The 16,690-nt window shown below is 66.9% G+C and carries 13 protein-coding genes; 9 read left to right on the top strand and 4 right to left on the bottom strand.

The annotated features are described in order from the left end of the window. Positions 1–453 precede the first annotated feature (453 nt). Positions 454–3,474, top strand: coding sequence for a serine/threonine-protein kinase (locus NN2_RS01255; protein ID WP_063009519.1), 3,021 nt, complete (start codon positions 454–456; stop codon positions 3,472–3,474). Further along, the gene (locus tag NN2_RS38330) at positions 3,471–3,782 is read left to right on the top strand and encodes a hypothetical protein (RefSeq protein ID WP_063009517.1); all 312 of its coding nucleotides are present in this window, start codon (positions 3,471–3,473) and stop codon (positions 3,780–3,782) included. The genes NN2_RS01255 and NN2_RS38330 overlap by 4 nt, the downstream gene beginning before the upstream one ends. Before the next feature lie 82 nt (positions 3,783–3,864). Here the strand turns inward: NN2_RS38330 and NN2_RS01245 are convergent, their stop codons facing one another. Continuing rightward, positions 3,865–4,476: a TetR-like C-terminal domain-containing protein gene (locus NN2_RS01245; RefSeq protein WP_063910628.1), complete on the bottom strand. Its 612-nt coding sequence runs from the start codon at positions 4,474–4,476 to the stop codon at positions 3,865–3,867. Positions 4,477–4,540: 64 nt separating this feature from the next. Between NN2_RS01245 and NN2_RS01240 the strand changes: the two genes are divergently transcribed. From NN2_RS01240 to NN2_RS01225, 4 genes are all read left to right on the top strand, one after another. Then, complete coding sequence (locus tag NN2_RS01240; RefSeq protein ID WP_063009513.1) at positions 4,541–5,077, top strand: glutathione peroxidase; 537 nt, start codon at positions 4,541–4,543, stop codon at positions 5,075–5,077. Positions 5,078–5,187: 110 nt separating this feature from the next. Beyond that, the gene (locus tag NN2_RS01235) at positions 5,188–5,883 is read left to right on the top strand and encodes a hotdog domain-containing protein (protein WP_245658487.1); all 696 of its coding nucleotides are present in this window, start codon (positions 5,188–5,190) and stop codon (positions 5,881–5,883) included. Positions 5,884–6,136: 253 nt separating this feature from the next. Further along, on the top strand, positions 6,137–7,249 hold the full coding sequence (locus tag NN2_RS01230; protein WP_063009511.1) for a Zn-dependent alcohol dehydrogenase: 1,113 nt from the start codon (positions 6,137–6,139) through the stop codon (positions 7,247–7,249). A gap of 55 nt (positions 7,250–7,304) precedes the next feature. Continuing rightward, a complete protein-coding gene (locus NN2_RS01225) occupies positions 7,305–8,735 on the top strand; it encodes an aldehyde dehydrogenase (protein WP_063009509.1) in 1,431 nt (476 codons plus the stop codon). 131 nt (positions 8,736–8,866) lie between these two features. Here the strand turns inward: NN2_RS01225 and NN2_RS01220 are convergent, their stop codons facing one another. Genes NN2_RS01220 through NN2_RS01210 form a run of 3 tightly spaced genes read right to left on the bottom strand, consistent with a single transcriptional unit; the run spans position 8,867 to position 13,635 of the window. Then, positions 8,867–9,592 carry an ABC transporter ATP-binding protein gene (locus tag NN2_RS01220; protein ID WP_063009507.1) on the bottom strand — a complete coding sequence of 242 codons (726 nt, stop codon included), beginning with the start codon at positions 9,590–9,592 and terminating at the stop codon, positions 8,867–8,869. Next, positions 9,589–12,348, bottom strand: coding sequence for a branched-chain amino acid ABC transporter permease/ATP-binding protein (locus tag NN2_RS01215; protein WP_063009505.1), 2,760 nt, complete (start codon positions 12,346–12,348; stop codon positions 9,589–9,591). The genes NN2_RS01220 and NN2_RS01215 overlap by 4 nt, the downstream gene beginning before the upstream one ends. A gap of 42 nt (positions 12,349–12,390) precedes the next feature. Continuing rightward, positions 12,391–13,635: an ABC transporter substrate-binding protein gene (locus NN2_RS01210; protein WP_082856645.1), complete on the bottom strand. Its 1,245-nt coding sequence runs from the start codon at positions 13,633–13,635 to the stop codon at positions 12,391–12,393. 374 nt (positions 13,636–14,009) lie between these two features. On the opposite strand from NN2_RS01210, the gene NN2_RS01205 reads away from it, so the two are divergent. From NN2_RS01205 to NN2_RS01195, 3 genes are read left to right on the top strand one after another with little or no spacing between them, the layout of a single operon-like run. Then, the gene (locus NN2_RS01205; protein WP_223273611.1) at positions 14,010–14,804 is read left to right on the top strand and encodes an enoyl-CoA hydratase/isomerase family protein; all 795 of its coding nucleotides are present in this window, start codon (positions 14,010–14,012) and stop codon (positions 14,802–14,804) included. A 9-nt stretch (positions 14,805–14,813) separates the two neighbouring features. Then, positions 14,814–15,800, top strand: coding sequence for an NAD(P)H-dependent flavin oxidoreductase (locus NN2_RS01200; RefSeq protein ID WP_063009503.1), 987 nt, complete (start codon positions 14,814–14,816; stop codon positions 15,798–15,800). A 21-nt stretch (positions 15,801–15,821) separates the two neighbouring features. Continuing rightward, positions 15,822–16,673: an alpha/beta fold hydrolase gene (locus tag NN2_RS01195; RefSeq protein WP_063009851.1), complete on the top strand. Its 852-nt coding sequence runs from the start codon at positions 15,822–15,824 to the stop codon at positions 16,671–16,673. Positions 16,674–16,690 lie beyond the last annotated feature (17 nt).

Here is a 16,690-nt window from a genome sequence, read left to right as displayed (position 1 = left end):
CGTCGCGAGACTACGGTAGTTGTCGAAGGCGCTGTGCGCCAATGTGATTCGAGCATCAGCGCCGAGCGGAGAGTCTGTCCCTGCGGTAGTGGGGCGGACTCTCCGCGTATGCGGACTTCGGTACGTCATCAGCCCGCAAGCAGGTGATGGCACCAGGCCACCGGTCAGTCTGTTACCGGGGATGCGGCCGGGCGTTGATCCGCGAGAGTGACGATCCCGTAGTGGTCGAGCGGGCGGCGGAGGAGCCGCTGTCGTCCGCGCGGCATCCGGTGACCGGTCGGGCCGAGGGTGGGCGGCGGATCGCGGAATTGTCCTGGCTACCTCTGAGACAACTTCGGGTCTATCGTTTGTGGGGTGGTCGGTGAGCCCGCGTGGGTCCGGCCATGATGCGACGGACTACCACCGTCCCGATAGCTGAGGACCGAAGTGGACAACGTCACGACACAACGGGATATGTCCAGCGGGATTGTCGGAGAATTGCTCGCGGCAGGTTTCGGCGACCCCGTCGAGGTCGGGCGCGGCGGTTCCGGGGTGGTCTATCGGTGCCGGGAGTACGCACTGGACCGGTATGTCGCGGTCAAACTGTTGCTGTCGGAGGTGCGGGGTGAGGAGCGCGAGCTGTTCGTGCGCGAACAGCGGGCGCTGGGCCGGTTGTCCGTGCACCCGCACATCGTGCAGGCGCTGCATGTCGACCTGACACCGACCGGCCGCCCCTATATCGTGATGCCGTATTTCGCGCGCGGGTCACTGGATCAGCGCATGCGCCAGACCGGCCCGCTGCGCTGGCCCGAGGTGGTCTCGATCGGGGTGAAGATGGCCGGCGCGCTGGCCGCCGCCCATGCCGCGGGCATGGTGCACCGCGACGTGAAACCGGGCAACATCCTGCTGACCGACTACGGCGAACCCCAGCTGTCGGATTTCGGCATTGTCCACGTCGGCGAGGTGACGACCGGTTCGACGCCGCTGGTGCACGGGACGCCCGCGTTCACTGCCCCTGAGATCCTGCGCGGCGCGACCGCGACCGAAGCGGCCGACATCTACGGTCTGGGCGCCACGATGTTCTGCCTGCTGACCGGGCACGCGCCGTTCGAGCGGCGCAGCGAAGAACCACTCGAGGTGCAGTTGACGCGGATCGCCGAGGCAGCGTTGCCCGACCTGCGCGAGTACGGTGTCCCCGACGCGGTGTGCATGGTGGTGGAGTCGGCGATGACCCGCGAGCCCGCGGATCGCCCCGCATCGGTCCTCGAACTCGGCGAACGGCTGCGTGATGTGCAGCGCGAGACCGGACAGCCGGTCGATGCCGTGGTGGTTCCCCCCTCCGACGAAGACGTCGCCGCGGGGACAGGCTCGGGCTCGCCGATACTGCCCGCCGTCTCCGCGGGCTCGGTCACCACACCGCCACCACCCTCCGCGGCCACGAAATTCCGGCCGCCGACCGCCGCCCGCACCGCGATCGAACGCACGCGCCTGCGCGAAATTCTCGACGCCGGTGGCAGACGGCGGGTGATCCTGATTCACGGCCCGGCGGGGTTCGGCAAGACTACCCTGGTCGCGCAATGGGCCACCGCCCTCGAGGCCGACGGCGTCCCGGTGGCGTGGCTGACGACCGATCACGACGACGACAACGTGGTGTGGTTCCTGGCCCACCTGGTCCAGGCGATCCGCCGGGTGCGCCCGGAGCTGGCTCGCGAGCTGGGCGCGCTGCTGGAGGAGCGATCCTCCGACGCCACCCGCGCGGTGCTCTCGGCCCTGATCGACGAGATCCACGACAGCGATCAGGCGATGGTGCTCGTGGTCGACGACTGGCAACTGGTGCGCGGTGAAAACACCTTGGCAGCAATGAATTACCTGCTGGAGCACGGTTGCCATCACCTGCGGGTCGTGCTGGTCACCCGGGGCCGGGAAGGGCTGGCGCTGACCAAGCTGCTCGTCCAGGACGAACTGATCGAAATCGACACCACCGCATTGCGTTTCGACGCCGACGAGGCCACCGCGTTTCTGGTCGGCCGCAACGATCTGCGGCTGGCGGCCGAGGACGTGGCCAAAGTACGCAGGTCGACCGAGGGCTGGGCCGCGGGGCTGCAACTGGCGCAACTGTCGCTGGCCGGCCGCGACGACCCGGCCGCGTTCATCGACAACCTCACCGGTCGACACCACATGATCGGCGAATATCTCACCGAGAACGTGCTGGGCTCGCTGGATCAGCCGCTGCTGGAGTTCCTCATGTCCACCTCGATCACCGGGGCTACCTGTGCTGATCTGGCGGCCGCCCTGTCCGGGCGGTCCGACAGTCAGGAACTGCTCGAGCTGGTCGCCGACCGGAACCTGTTCCTGCAGCGGATGGACGAGGACGACCGATGGTTCCGGTATCACGGTCTGTTCGCCGGTCATCTGGTGCGCAGGCTCGAGCATCAGGACCCGGATCGGTTGCGGCAGTTGCACTCTCGCGCGTCGAACTGGTTCGCCGAACACGACATGCTGGTCGAGGCCGTCGATCACGCCCTGTTCGCCGCCGACCCGCACCGTGCCGTCGAGCTGGTCGGGGCGCGCGCGATCGAACTCATCGAATCCTTCCGCACGTCCACGTTCCTGGGCCTGATGGCGAAACTGCCGACCCCGCTGACCGAATCGCGACCCCGGCTCCAGTTGTGCCTGGCCTGGGCGGCGCTCGGCCAAGAGCGGCACACCCAGTTCCATACCGCGCTGGACAGAGCCCTCGCCGCCCTCGAGACGAGCGATGTCGACGGGCGGGCCGCGAGGGTGCTGCGTGCCGAAGCTGCCCTTCTGGTGGGTTTGGAGGACTACGCCCTCGACCGGCTCGAGATCGTGCCCGACACGGTCACCGAGCATATCGATGATCTGGCGGCTCCGGTGATATCGGTGTCTGCGGCCGACCTGCTTGCCGCCGACGCGCTGAACCGGTTCGAGTATCCCGCGGGCCGCCGCTGGCACCGTTCGGCCCTGCGGCACGGTGCGAGCAGCGGCGCGCTGGCCGTTCAGCACAGTCACTGCATCGCTGGGCTGGCCGCGTGGGAGCAGTTCGACATCGCCGGGGCCGAGCGGCATTTCGCGGTCACGCCGACGGTGCCGCGCGGCGCGGATCTCGGGACCCGCATCGCGCTCATGTCCGGCGCCCTGCTGGGAGATCTGCGGTATCGGCAGGGCCGTCTGGTCGAGGCTGAGCGACTGCTGCGGGCCGGCGCCACACTCGAACGGCTCGGCGGTATGCCGGATGTCCTGCTCGCCAGCTACGGAACCGGTGCGCGGCTGGCCATCGCGCTGGGCGAACTCACCGATGCCGAGCGGCTGCTGAGCATCGGCGCGCAGATCGCCGAGGACAAATCGCTGCCCCGCCTGGCCGCGCGCATCGTCAACGAACGCGTGCGAGCGAATCTTCCGATCCCGGACGACATCCGCTCATGGCTCCCGCCCTGCCGCCGTACCGCGCACAGGACACCAGAATCCGCGCAATGACCGCCGAACTGGCCCAGGACTCGCTCATTCGTCTCCTGCTGGCCGAACGATCGCCCGCCACGATCGGCGAAGCGTGCGACCGCTCCGAGATCCTCGTACGCGAAATCGGCCGGCAGGCTCGGCCGGTGGCGCTGGTGCAGGCGCAGCTGTTGGCCGCCTGCTGCCAGTGGGCCGCCGGACATCACGAAAAGGCGAAAAGCCTTGCCGCACCGGTGATCGCGCGGTGCATCGCCCAGGGAGTGCCGAGGCTCGTGGACGATGCCGGGCCGGGGATTCACGACATCGTCGGCGATCTGGTGGTCGGCTGAGGGCACGTCGGAGACCGGCGAGGCCCGGCCGATGGCACGGCGTGCGAACGGGCCGGGACCGGTCGCGGGGTGATCCCGCCGATCACGGGCGAGGGCGTGAAGGCCGAGTGTCGCGCGGGCTCAGGCCGCTGAGCAGAAGCCGGATCAACTCCTCGCGGCGGTCGGCGGGCAGGACGTCGGAAGGGTGGGTGGTGGCCCGGAACATGATGGTGCCGGTGATGACATCGGCCACGGTGGCGCGGTCGATGTCGGCGCGGATCTCGCCGCGGATGACGGCGTCGTGCAGCGCGTCCTCGATGGCCGCGAGACAGCGATCGATCGAGTCGCGTGTGAAGGCGGCATACATCTCCGGGTGATCGGCCATCTCCGCCGCGCAGCGGCGCAGGATGCTCAGCCGCGGCTCGACGAAGACACCGGCGATCCGGTCGAGCAGCACGGCCAGATCCTCGGCGATCGATCCCGTATGTGGTGGAACCAGTCCGGCGGCGAGGGTCGACATTCCCGCCAGGATGAGATCCTCGCGCCGGGGCCAGCGCGTGTAGATGCTTCGTTTGGCGGCGCGGGCGCGGGCGGCCACCGAGGTGATGCTGAACTCGGCGATGCCCTTCTCCGCCAGCTCCTCCACTGCGGCATCGAGTACACGTTGGTCCACGGTCTCGTCCCGAGGGCGTCCGCGCGGACGGGCCGATGTCATCCCGGCAGCATATATGGATCTGGTACCGTTGCATAATTCGTGATACTGAAATACGCTGGCCGCTATGGCATTTCATGAATTTTCCGTCGCCACTGCCGACGGTGGAAGCCGCTCGCTCGAGGAGTACGCGGGCCGCGTCGTCCTCGTGGTCAACGTGGCCAGCAAGTGTGGCTTCACGCCCCAGTACGAAGGCCTGGAAGCCCTCTACAAGAAGAACCGGGACCGTGGGCTGGAGATCCTCGGCTTCCCGTGCAACCAGTTCGGAGATCAGGAACCGGGCGCCGACGCCGAGATCCAGGAGTTCTGCTCCACCAACTACGGCGTCACCTTCCCGGTGTTCGGCAAGATCGAGGTCAACGGGCCCGGCGCGGATCCGCTGTACACCTACCTGCGTGCCGAGGCGCCGGGTGATTTCGGTCCCTCCGCCGGGCGGTTGTACGACCACGTCAAGGCCACGCGGCCCGAGGCGATCGGAACCGACGAGGTGAAGTGGAACTTCACGAAATTCCTCGTCGGCCGTGACGGCACGGTGATCCGTCGCTTCGAGTCGACCGTGACGCCCGAGCAGATCGAATCCGAGATCGCCGACCTGCTGGACTGAGACCCCCGACGGACCGGGCGTATGGCGGCCGACGACGTATAAAGCCGTGCCGGAGTGACAGCGGTCCTGATCGAGCGGCAGGTCGCAGATCATCGGGAGATGTCGGCGTAATGCCCACGTATCGAAAGGGAAAGTTGATGTCGCACAAGGACAACGGTGGAACCGGTAATGCCGAATCGAGCAGCCGCGAGCCCTACGACGCGAGCCCGCTGTCGGGCGAATCCGCCTGGAAGGTGGCGGTGGCGGCCGAGGGCGCGCAGCAGTTCGCCGCGATGATCGAATCGCTGCGGGCCCTGCAGGACCGGGTCGCCGGGTCGAACCCGCCGGCCTCGGAGATCGTCGAGGTCACCAAGCGCATCGACGAGCTCGAGCGGCTGCTGTCCGCCTACCAGGTCCCGCATGCGGAGTCGGTGGCCGGTCATCTCGAGGTGCCCGGCCGGGGACAGTCGCTGGCGCCCGCGTTCGTGGTCGACCACGGCGACGCCGATCAGGTCAGCGGACACGTGACCTTCAGCCGCTTCTACCTCGGCGGCGGGGGAGCGGTGCACGGCGGGGCGATCCCGCTGGTATTCGACGAGGTGCTGGGGCGCCTCGCGAACGCCGCCGGCCGTCCCCGCTCGCGCACCGCATATCTGCATGTGAACTACCGGGCGATCACTCCGCTCGATCGCGAACTGACTCTGACCGCTCGCTTCGACCGCGAAGAGGGCCGCAAGCGTTTCCTGACCGCGGAACTGCGCGACGGCGACACATTGCTCGCCGATGCGGAGGGATTGTTCGTCGCACTGCGGCCGGGACAACCCTGAGCGAGGGGGTGGCGACTGACTCGTGAAGGCGTTTCAGTACTGGATAACGCCTGCGTCGACGCGAAGACGAGAACACTGACCCGCGTCTGGATGGCTAACCCGGTGACTTCAGTTTTCGTCAGTTGTCTATCTAAGTGAGATAACTTATTCTCGGTGGGATGGCGACTACCGCGTTGCCGATACAGCCGGGGCGGCCCTGGTGGCTCTGTTCGCAGCCACGCCGGCCCCGTTCCGCCGAGCACAGGATCCATGCATGAAAACGACAGCAGCAGTACTCGAAGGTCCCGGAAAGGCTTGGGAGATCCAGCAGTTGGACCTTCTCGCACCCGGGCCGGGCGAGGTTCTCATCGCTAATCGGTTCGCGGGGCTGTGTCATTCCGATGCGCATCTGAAGCACCTCGGTGCGATGGGGACGTACCCGCTGGTCGGCGGACACGAAGGCTCCGGTGTCGTGGAAGCGATAGGCGCAGGTGTGGACCGCGTCCAGGTGGGCGACCATGTCGTCTTCTCGTTCATTCCCTCGTGCGGAATGTGTCGTTACTGTGCGACGGGGCGGTCCTACCTGTGTGACAGTGGTGCGAACGCCGGAACGGGTTTGATGGCCGACGGTACGCACCGGTTCGAACGCGACGGGCAGGGCGTGGGTGGATTCTGTGCACTCGGTACCTTTTCCGAGCGCATGGTGGTGTCCCAGCGTTCACTGGTGAAGATTCCCCAGGATGTGCCTCTGGACGTGGCGGCGCTGTTGTCCTGCGGGGTTCCGACCGGGTGGGGTGCCGCGGTCAACGCGGCCGAGGTGGCGCCCGGCGACATCGTGGTCGTTTTCGGTGCCGGCGGAATCGGGATCAACGCGGTCCAGGGCGCGCGCCACGCCGGGGCGAGTCACATCATCGTCGTGGACCCCGTGCTCGCGAAGCGGGAGTTCGCATCCGAACTCGGAGCCAACCGTGCCACTGGCGACCCGGTAGAGGCGGCGGCGTGGGCGCAGGAGCTCTCGGCGGGTACTGGCGCGGACGCGGTCATTGTGAGCACGGGTGTGCTCGACGCGGCGACGATCGGGCGGGCGATCGCCTGCACCGGCAAGGGTGGCCGGGTCGCGGTAGTGGGGCTCAGTGACGATCCCATGGATATCGCCATCGCCCTCCCGGCAGGCGCGGTGACGTACAACGTGTTGCGTATCCAGGGCGTGCTGTTCGGGCAGTGCAATCCGCAAGCCGATATTCCGCTGTTCCTGCGTCTGTGGGCGCAAGGCCGACTCGAACTCGGGCGTTTGATCACCCGGCGCTACCGGCTCGAGGAGATCAACGAGGGTTATGCCGACCAAGAGGCCGGCCGGCTCATCCGTGGCCTCATCGAGTTTTCGTGACAGCCGGGCTTCAACTGCCGTCTCCCGAACGCCCACTGCTGGAAAGGAATCACCGATGAAGCGCGAACACTTCCTGATCAACGGCAAGTGGAGGGCGCCGTCGGGTGCCGATGTCCTTCCAACGATATCGGCGGCCACCGAACAACAGATCGGGCAGTCACCCGTCGCGACGACTGCCGACATCGATGTTGCTGTGCAAGCTGCACGCGATGCGCTGCCCGCCTGGCGCGACCTCTCACCGGTCGAGCGCGCGGGCCTCATGGAACGGCTGAGCGAGAATCTGCAGAAACGGACGGCTGAGATCGGTCCGATCGTTGCGCAGGAGGTCGGAACTCCGCTCGCATTCGCCGGTGCGGCAAATGTGCTCGGCCCGGTATCGCAGTTGCGTTACTACGCCTCGAAGGCGCGCGATCTGGTAATCGACGAAGAACGGCCCGCGTTCGCGGGGCGCACCATTGTGCACAAGGAGCCGGTCGGTGTGGTCGGCGTGATCGTTCCGTGGAACTACCCGATCGGGCTGATCCATTTCAAGCTGGCTCCTGCGCTCGCGGCAGGATGCACGGTGGTGGTCAAGCCGTCGCCGGAAACGGCGCTGAGTTCGTACCTGTTTGCCGACGCCGTATACGAAAGCGGTTTTCCGCCAGGGGTGATCAATGTCGTGCCCGGTGATCGCGTCGTGGGCGAGCACCTCGTCCGTCACGACGGTGTCGACAAGATTGCTTTCACCGGTTCGACTGCGGCCGGACGCCGCATCGGAGAATTGTGCGGTGCTGCCCTCAAACCGGTGACGCTGGAACTCGGTGGTAAGTCCGCTGCGGTCCTGCTCGAGGACGCGCCTCTGGAGGCGTTCATCGCGAGCATGGGCGTTGTCTGCATGGCGAACAACGGCCAGACCTGCGTGAACAACACCCGGATTCTGGCGCCGGCGTCGCGGTACGACGACGTCGTGGACGCGGTCACGAACGCGATGTCCGGCTATCGGGTCGGTGATCCGCTCGAGGCCGCGACCGAGGTCGGTCCAGTCGTCAACTCCGTCGCCCGGGACAGGATCGAAGGCTATATCGCGGAGGGTCTTCGAGCTGGTGCCCGCATCACTACCGGTGGTGGCCGCCCCGCCGGACGCGAGAAGGGATGGTTCGTATCGCCGACTGTGTTCGCCGATGTCGATCCCGGCATGAGTATCGCCCGCGAGGAAATCTTCGGCCCGGTCCTCACCGTGCTGCCTTACGAAGGTGGCGATGAAGGTGCCGCGCATGCGGCGAACGACTCCATCTACGGGCTGGGCGGCACGGTGTGGAGTGCGGATGTCGAGCGCGGCAGAGCCGTTGCCCGGCGGATCGACACCGGAACAGTCGGGGTCAACACCTACACCCTCGATGTGAACTCGCCCTTCGGAGGGCACAAGGCCAGTGGTCTCGGCTATGAGCTCGGTGACGAAGGCTTGGCCGCGTACTTCAAGCTGACCTCGATCTACCTGCCGGACTGAAATCGGTTCGGTATCCGGTGTGAACGCTCGGCGGCGACCGCCCCAAGACCGTCGCCATGGCGAAGAGCCCGTCCTTGCCAAGTCGCAAGGGCGGGCACTTCGCGTTCCGGCGGCACGAATCCGATGGCGGGTCAGGCTCTGACCTCGGATTCCACCGTGCCCAGGTAGGCCCGCTCGATCCGTTCCTGATCGGCCGCGAGTTCGGCGGCACTGCCACGTAGTACGTCGCGTCCGTGCGCGAGAACGATTGCGGTGTCGGCGATGTCGAGGGCGAGCCGTACGTGTTGTTCGACGAGGATTACCGCGGTGTCGCTCTCGTCGGCGACCCGCCGGATCACCGGCAGTAGCGATTCCACGATCACAGGGGCCAGACCCATGCTCAGTTCGTCGATCAGCAGTACCTTCGGCCGCTGCATCAGGGCACGCCCGATCGCGAGCATCTGTTGTTCACCGCCGGACAGCATGCCCGCGGCGACCTTCAGCCGCTCGCCGAGTCTTGGGAAGTACTCGATGATCTCGCCGACGGCCGGGCCCGAGCGGCGGCGGGCGAGCTCGAGATTCTCCTTCACGGTCAGTCCGGTGAACAGTGCCCGGTCGTCCGGAACGAGTACCAGTCCGGCCCGTACGGACGCGCGCGCGTGCCCCGGTTTGATGCCGGCGCCCGCGATGGAGACCGTGCCGCCGAGACCGGGCAGCAAACCGGCCAGCGTCATCAGCAGGGTGGTCTTGCCCGCACCGTTGGGCCCGAGCAGGCACAACACCTCACCCGCGGCGAGCGAGAGGTCGAACCCCCGCACACACGGGCGCCCCTTGGCATATCCGGCGTCGACTCCGGCGCATTCGAGAACCGTGGTCATGCGGAGACCTCCGTGGTGGCGTGGGTGGTGCCGAGGTAGGCGCGCACCACATCGGGATTCGACTGGATTTCCTGGGGCGTACCCTCGGCGATGACCCGGCCGAGATCGAGTACCACGATCCGGTCGCAGATCTCGAGGACGAGTTCCATATCGTGGTCGACCATCAGCACGGTCACGCCCGCATCCCGCACAGCCTTCAAACGCGCACCGAGCCATTGGCTTTCGGTGCTGTCCAGACCTGCGGCCGGTTCGTCCAGCAGCACGATCCGGGGGCGCCCGGCCAGGGTGCGGGCTACCGAGACCAGCTGGCGCCGGCCCTGCGACAGCTCGCTGACCGAACGGTCGGCGACGGTGTCGAGGTGGAGCATATCGAACAGGGCATCGATGTCCGGCGGTGCGGAGCCGGCGCCCCGGGCGCGGTCGACGGCGGCCACCGTGCCGACAGTGACGTTCTCGCGCACCGTAAGATCGTCGTACAACTCGATGCCCTGGAAGGTCCGGCCCAGGCCGAGCCTGCTGCGTTTGTGCGGTTCGAGCCCGTCGACCCGATGATCGCCGAGTGTGACCGTTCCGGAGCACGAGGCGAAGCCGCTGAGCGCATCGATGCAGGTGGTTTTACCGGCGCCGTTGGGCCCGATCAGCCCCACGATTTCACCGGGCCGCACCTCGAATCCGACGTCGTCGAGGGCCACTACACCGCCGTACCGGACGCCGATGCCCGCGGCGGACAGCAGAATCTCATCGGAGACCTCGCGCAGCCGCGGCGCCGCTTCGGGCGCGGGAGTCACGGCCGGGCGGTCGGGTTCAGCCGGACGGATTCTGCTGAACCACCGGCGAATTCGTGCCGAATGCTGATGCAGGTGGCCGGCGAGGCCCTCGGGGTACTGGATGATCGTCAGCACCAGCAGGATTCCGGAGATGATCGAGTAGTAGTCGCCGAGGTGCAGGACACGGTCCATGAAGATGAACAAGACGCCGCCCGAGCCGATGATTCCTGCGAGAATGCCGCCCGAGACACAGGTGATACCCGCGATGTAGACGATCGCGAACAGTCCGATACCGGCGAGGACGGAAAACGATTCAGCGGTGGCGACGGTCTGCTGGTAGCCCATCAACGATCCGCCGAGTCCGGCGATGAACGCGCTGATCGCGAAGGCTTTGATCTTGGTGCGGGACACGTCGATTCCCGAGGCCGCCGCCGAGCGCTCGTTGGCCCGCACGGCCAGCATCGAGGCGCCGAGGCGGCTGGTTCGCAGTTTCGCGACTCCCACCGCGACCAGGACCAGCACTACGAGGCAGACGATTCCGAAGGCGATCCGCGGATATGCCTGTCCCGCACCGATACCGAGATCGATGCCGAACAGGGTCGGATTCGCGATATGCGCGCCGTTCAGTCCGCCGTTGAGGTTGCTGTTGCGGAACCAGAAGGCGTCGAGAAACACCGCCAACGCGAGCGTGACCACGGTGACGGGCAATCCGCGGATCCGCAGCGCGGGCAGTCCTACGATGACGCCGATCACGGTGGCCGCGAGTGCCGCGAGGATGGGGGCGATGGGGAAGGGAATCCCGAGGTCGCTGGTCAGGCGGCTGAGGGTGAACGCGCCGATGCCCGCGAGTGTGAGCTGGGCGAGCGAGATCTGGCCCGCGAACCCGGTGACGACGACCTGTGACAGGGCGACGACCGCCAGGATCAGGGTGGTGATGACGGCGGCACGGTAGCTGCCCGTGGTCGTCAGCATGGCGACAAGTGCGACGGCGACGGACAAGACGGCCGGAACGAGCAGGCTTTTCGGTCGCGGTGCGCGGCCCAGGGTCTGGACGATGATCGCGCCCCGCGAAGGCAGCGGCCGGCCTCGGAACACGAGGAAGATGAGGATCAGCACCAGCGGAACAAGCTCTGCCATACCGGATTTCGGAAACCAGTCGATGGTGCTCTGCAGATGCGTCGTCTCCGACTGCAACATGCCGATGCAGAGACCGGCGACCACCGTCAGGCCCAGCGCGGTGAAATTGCCGACCAGCGCGGCCGCGAGCGCGGGCACGATGAACAGCGTGTAGGAGACCGGGATGAGCGGCACGATCGGTGCGATCAGGATTCCGCTCAGCCCGGCCACCATCGTGCTCAACGCCCAGTTGCCGTAAGCGATGCGTTCGGGGGACAGGCCGGTAACCAATGCGCCCTTCTCGGTTTCGGCCGCAGCGCGGGTGGCCAGGCCGAATCGCGTCCATCGGAACGACAGCGTGAGAACCACCGCGAGCGCCGAGATCACCCCGGCGAACCACAGCCGGTCCGCTGGAATACGGGCATCGCCGATCGACAGCACCCCGGACGGCAGAATCGCCTTCACCGAGACCGGGGTTGTGCCGACTCGCACCGCGAGCAGGGCCTGCACGAACAGCATCACCCCGATCGAGGCCACGGCCTTCGCGACCGGTGGCGCGGTGCGCAACGGCCGGAAGACGATGGCGTAGATCGCGATTCCGAGCGCGGCCGCGATGACGAGTGAGATCGCCATCGCCGGCCACAAGCCGAGGCGCGCTCCGAGATGAACCGATTTCGCCATCCCGGGAATCGGGTTGAGCAGTTCGCCCTTGCGCAACATCCCGTACGTGTAGGCCACGTACAGGGCGATCGCGCCGGTGCCGAAGTTCACGACGCCCGAACTGCGGAATGTCATCACCAGGGCCAGGCCCAGCGCCGCGTACACGGCGCCGTTGCCCAGCCCCAGCGCCAGGAAGACGAGATGGTCGGTCACGGAAAGCTCCTCGGATACCACATATTTCGCTGCAGCCTGGACTTACTTGGTGACCTGAGGGTCGGTGGGCTTGCCGTCGCTGACGGTGACCGTCACCAGCTGTGTGCTGCAGATCGAGGGCAGCTGCGCCAGGGCGGTGGCATTGCAGGTGAAGGTGATGCCGTGTCCGGCGGGCAGGACAACGTTCTGGGCAGATTTGATCGCGCTGGAGACCGCCGCGGCGTTCGGATCGGCGGTTACGCCCTGTGCCGCGCGGACCAGGCCGAGCATGCCCTGGTAGCCGGTGTAGGTGTAGCCGCCGAGGTCGGTGTTCGGGGAGTACTTCTTCATCACGCTGCGGTAGAGCACCGCCTCGGGATCATTGGAGACCAGGTCCGCGGTCGTGAAGACGTGCGCGCCGTTCATCGCGTCGCCGACTGCTTCGACGGTGGCGGGGTCCAGGCACGGCTGGATGAGCATCTTGTCCTGGGTGGCGCCCAGGGTGCCGAGGGCCTTGACCACGGAGGTGCACATCGTCGCGTCGCCCACCACGGCGATGGCGCCGACATTGCCGGAGATCCCGGAGCTCACCTGCGGGGTCGCGTCCGGCGTGCCGAGCGGAATGGGCACGACCTGCAGGTCGATGCCCGCGGCGCCGAAGGCGGCCCCGCCCATGGTCTTCGCGGTAGCGGGGGCGGCGCCGGAATCGGTGACGAAGGCGGTGACCTTCTTGTAGCCCTTACCCGCCGCGTAGACCGCCATCGACTTCAGGGTGCCGGGGAACCCGCCGGTCAAGGCGAAGGCGCCGGGGGTTGTCATCTCCGCGCCGCTGGCCCCGGCCGGGGTGAGATAGGGGATCCCGGCTCCGGTGATGACCGGGACCATCGCGTCACCGTAGGCGGTGGTGGTGACGACGACGGCGGAGACCTTGCTTTCGACCATCTGGTTGGCGCAGTCACGGTTGGACGCCGGATCCTCCTTCGCCGCGCAGGTGACGAGTTGGATGGGGTGCCCGGCGATACCGCCGAGGTTCGCGTTCGCGTACTTCACGACCGCCTCGGCAGCTTCGCGGTTCGACGGCTGCGACACCGCGGGCCCGCCCTCGGGATTGATCAGGCCGATCTTGATCGGGCTGCCCGTCGCTGGTTTGTCGGGGAAGGCGCTGCTGGGAGCCTCGGCCGAGGAACTCGAGGAGCTATCGCTGCTGCCGCAGGCAGTGGCGAGTGCGATCGCGGGAACCAGCGCGATCAGGCCGAGCCGACCGACTCGGGTCTTGATGGATCGCCAGTTGTCACGCTTGTCGGTCATGGTGCTTCCTTCTCTCAGGGCGCCTGAGCTGCGCCGCTCGGCGGTGATGTGGATCACAAACCCGGGGTCAGGTAAACGTAGGTGCGAAAATCAGATGTGTCAATAAGCAATCTAAGTTCACTTGGTACGCATTGAAGGTCGCGGACGGCGGCAAGCGTGGCGGGTGTTGCGCAGCCCCTGCCGGGAGCGGTTGCGAGGGGCAAAAATACAGGCTGAGCACCGTAAATCTACTGAGCATTGCTAATAATCTCGGTGCGCTGAGGGCGTTCACTGGACGTTGCGACGCGATCTTGCGGCGCGTTAGATAGTGAACTATGTTATCTATGTGAGTTCCCGGTGATGCCGCCGGAAGGCTTGGCAGAAAGGTGGGCAGGGTGCAGACGGTCGAAGTCGAACGCCACGACGGGGTGGTGACGGTCGTGATGTCGCGGCCGGAGAAGAAGAACGCCGGCAGTCCGGCCATGTGGCGCGAGCTGGCCGAAACGTTCACCGAGATCGAACGCACGCCGGGCGACCGAGTCATGGTCCTGACCGGCGCCGGCGGCGACTTCTGTTCCGGCGCCGATCTGGACGGCATCTCCGGCGACGCGCTGGACTACATGAAGCGCGCGAGCCATGCGGCCGCGGCGCTGTCGGCGCTCACCATCCCGACCATTGCCAAGGTCGATGGGGTCGCGGTCGGGGCGGGCTGGAACCTCGCACTCGGATGCGACCTCGTCGTGGCCACCGACCGGGCCAGGTTCTCCCAGATCTTCATCCGCCGCGCCCTCTCGCTCGACTTCGGCGGCAGCTGGCTGCTGCCCCGGCTCGTCGGCCTGCAGAAGGCCAAGGAACTCGCCTTCTTCGGTGAGATCCTCTCGGCCGCAGAGGCTTACGAGCTCGGTCTGGTGACTCGAATCGTGGCCCCCGACGAGCTCGACAGCACGGTCGAGTCCATGGCCCGGCAACTGGTACACGCACCCGCCCAGGCCCTGTCGCTGACCAAACAGCTGCTCGACGCGGCCGCGGACGGCGGCAGTATCGAGGCCGCGCTGCAGCGCGAGAACCATGTGCAGGCCAACAACATCGTCGGGGCGGACGCGGCGGAGGCGCGGGCGGCGTTCCTGGAGAAGCGTGCGGCCCTCTTCTATCGACCCGATTCGCAGCCCGCCCCCACCGCGCACGTCTAGGAGTCCCTCATGTTGACCACACGATTCACCGAAGAGTTCGGCGTCGAGCATCCGATCGTCCAGGGCGGAATGATGTGGGTCGGGCGCGCCGAACTCGCCGCCGCGGTCTCCGAGGCCGGTGGCCTGGGCATCATCACCGGGCTCACCCAGCCCACCCCGGAGGATCTCGCCAAGGAGATCGCCCGCACCCGGGAGATGACCGACAAGCCGTTCGGCGTCAACCTCACTCTGACGCTGTCGATCAACCCGCCGCCGTACGAGGAGTATCGCCACGCGATCATCGACTCCGGAGTGAAGATCGTGGAGACGGCCGGCTCGAACCCACAGGTGCACGTCGAGCACTTCAAACAGCACGGCATCAAGGTGATTCACAAGTGCACCAGCGTTCGGCACGCCCTCAAGGCGCAGAGCCTCGGCGTGGACGCATTGAGTATCGACGGTTTCGAATGCGCCGGGCATCCCGGCGAGGACGATGTTCCGGGGCTGGTGCTCATTCCCGCGGCGGCGGACAAGTTGAGCGTCCCGATCCTGGCCTCCGGTGGTTTCGCCGACGGTCGCGGTCTGGCCGCGGCGCTGGCGCTGGGCGCCGACGGCATCAATATGGGCACCCGCTTCATGTGCACCGTGGAGAGCCCGATTCATCAGCGGGTCAAGGAACAGATCGTCGCCGCGACCGAACTCGACACCCAGCTCATCTTCCGGCAGCTGCGCAACACCATGCGCGCGGCGAAGAATTCGGTCAGCGAAGAAGTCGTCGAGATTCTGGGCAAGGGTGGGCGATTCAAAGATGTGCAGGAGCTGGTGGCGGGAACTCGCGGCCGTAAGGTCTACGAGAACGGCGATCCCGAAGCCGGCATCTGGACCGTCGGCATGGTGCAGGGCCTGATCAACGACATCCCGACCGCCGGTGAGCTGGTCACTCGGATTGCGGCCGAGGCCGAGAGCGTCCTGCGTCGCAACACGGCCCTGATCTCGGACCCGGTCGCGGTCTCCTGACCCCGTCGTACGAGGAGCATGATGAGTATCGCGACCACCGGTTCGGCCCGGCCCGTGGAGTTCCGCGGGGCCGGTGGCCTACGGGTGGCGGGGGATTGCTGGGGTGACGACGGCGATCGGGTGGTGCTCCTGCTGCACGGCACCGGGCAGACCAGGCACTCGTGGAAGAGGACCGGTATTCACCTGGCGGCCAGGGGGTTTCGCGTCATAGCGATCGACACACGCGGACATGGGGACAGCGCCTGGGCATCGGCGGCCGAGGGCTATGCGCTCGATGTCCTCACTCAGGACGTATGCGCGGTGCTCGATCAGATCGGGGAGCCGGTCACACTTGTCGGGGCAAGTCTCGGCGGGCTGATCGGTTTGCAGGTCGCGAGTGAACTGGGCGCCGATCGAGTCCGCAAACTCGTGCTGGTCGATGTGGTGCCGCGGATCGAGAAGGGCGGCGGCACCCGCATCAGAACCTTCATGCAGGGTAATCCGGACGGTTTCGCCAGCCTCGAGGAGGCGGCGGACGCGATCGCGGCCTACCTGCCGCATCGACCGCGGCCGCGGAGCTCGGAAGGCTTGCGGCGCAATCTGAGACTGCGCCCGGACGGCCGCTGGCGATGGCATTGGGACCCGCAGTTCCTCCGCAAGCCCGATCACCGCGTGCACGCATGGGTGGGCGAACTCGAGTCGGCGGCCGCGACACTGGGTGTGCCGATCCTCGTGGTCCGGGGCGCGTTGTCCGATGTGATCAGCCGCGAGGCCGTCGAGCAGTTCGTGGCGGCGGTGCCGACCGCGAAATTCGTCGAACTGAGCGGTGCGGGCCATACCGCCGCCGGCGACGACAACGACGCGTTCACCGATGCTGTAGTCGAATTCGTTTGAGAGACAAGGGAGTCCCG

This window comes from Nocardia nova NBRC 15556, from assembly GCF_001613005.1.
GTDB classification, from domain to species: domain Bacteria; phylum Actinomycetota; class Actinomycetes; order Mycobacteriales; family Mycobacteriaceae; genus Nocardia; species Nocardia nova.
The sequence above is the reverse complement of the archived record's forward strand: the minus strand, read 5'-3'. Positions and strand labels throughout refer to the sequence as shown.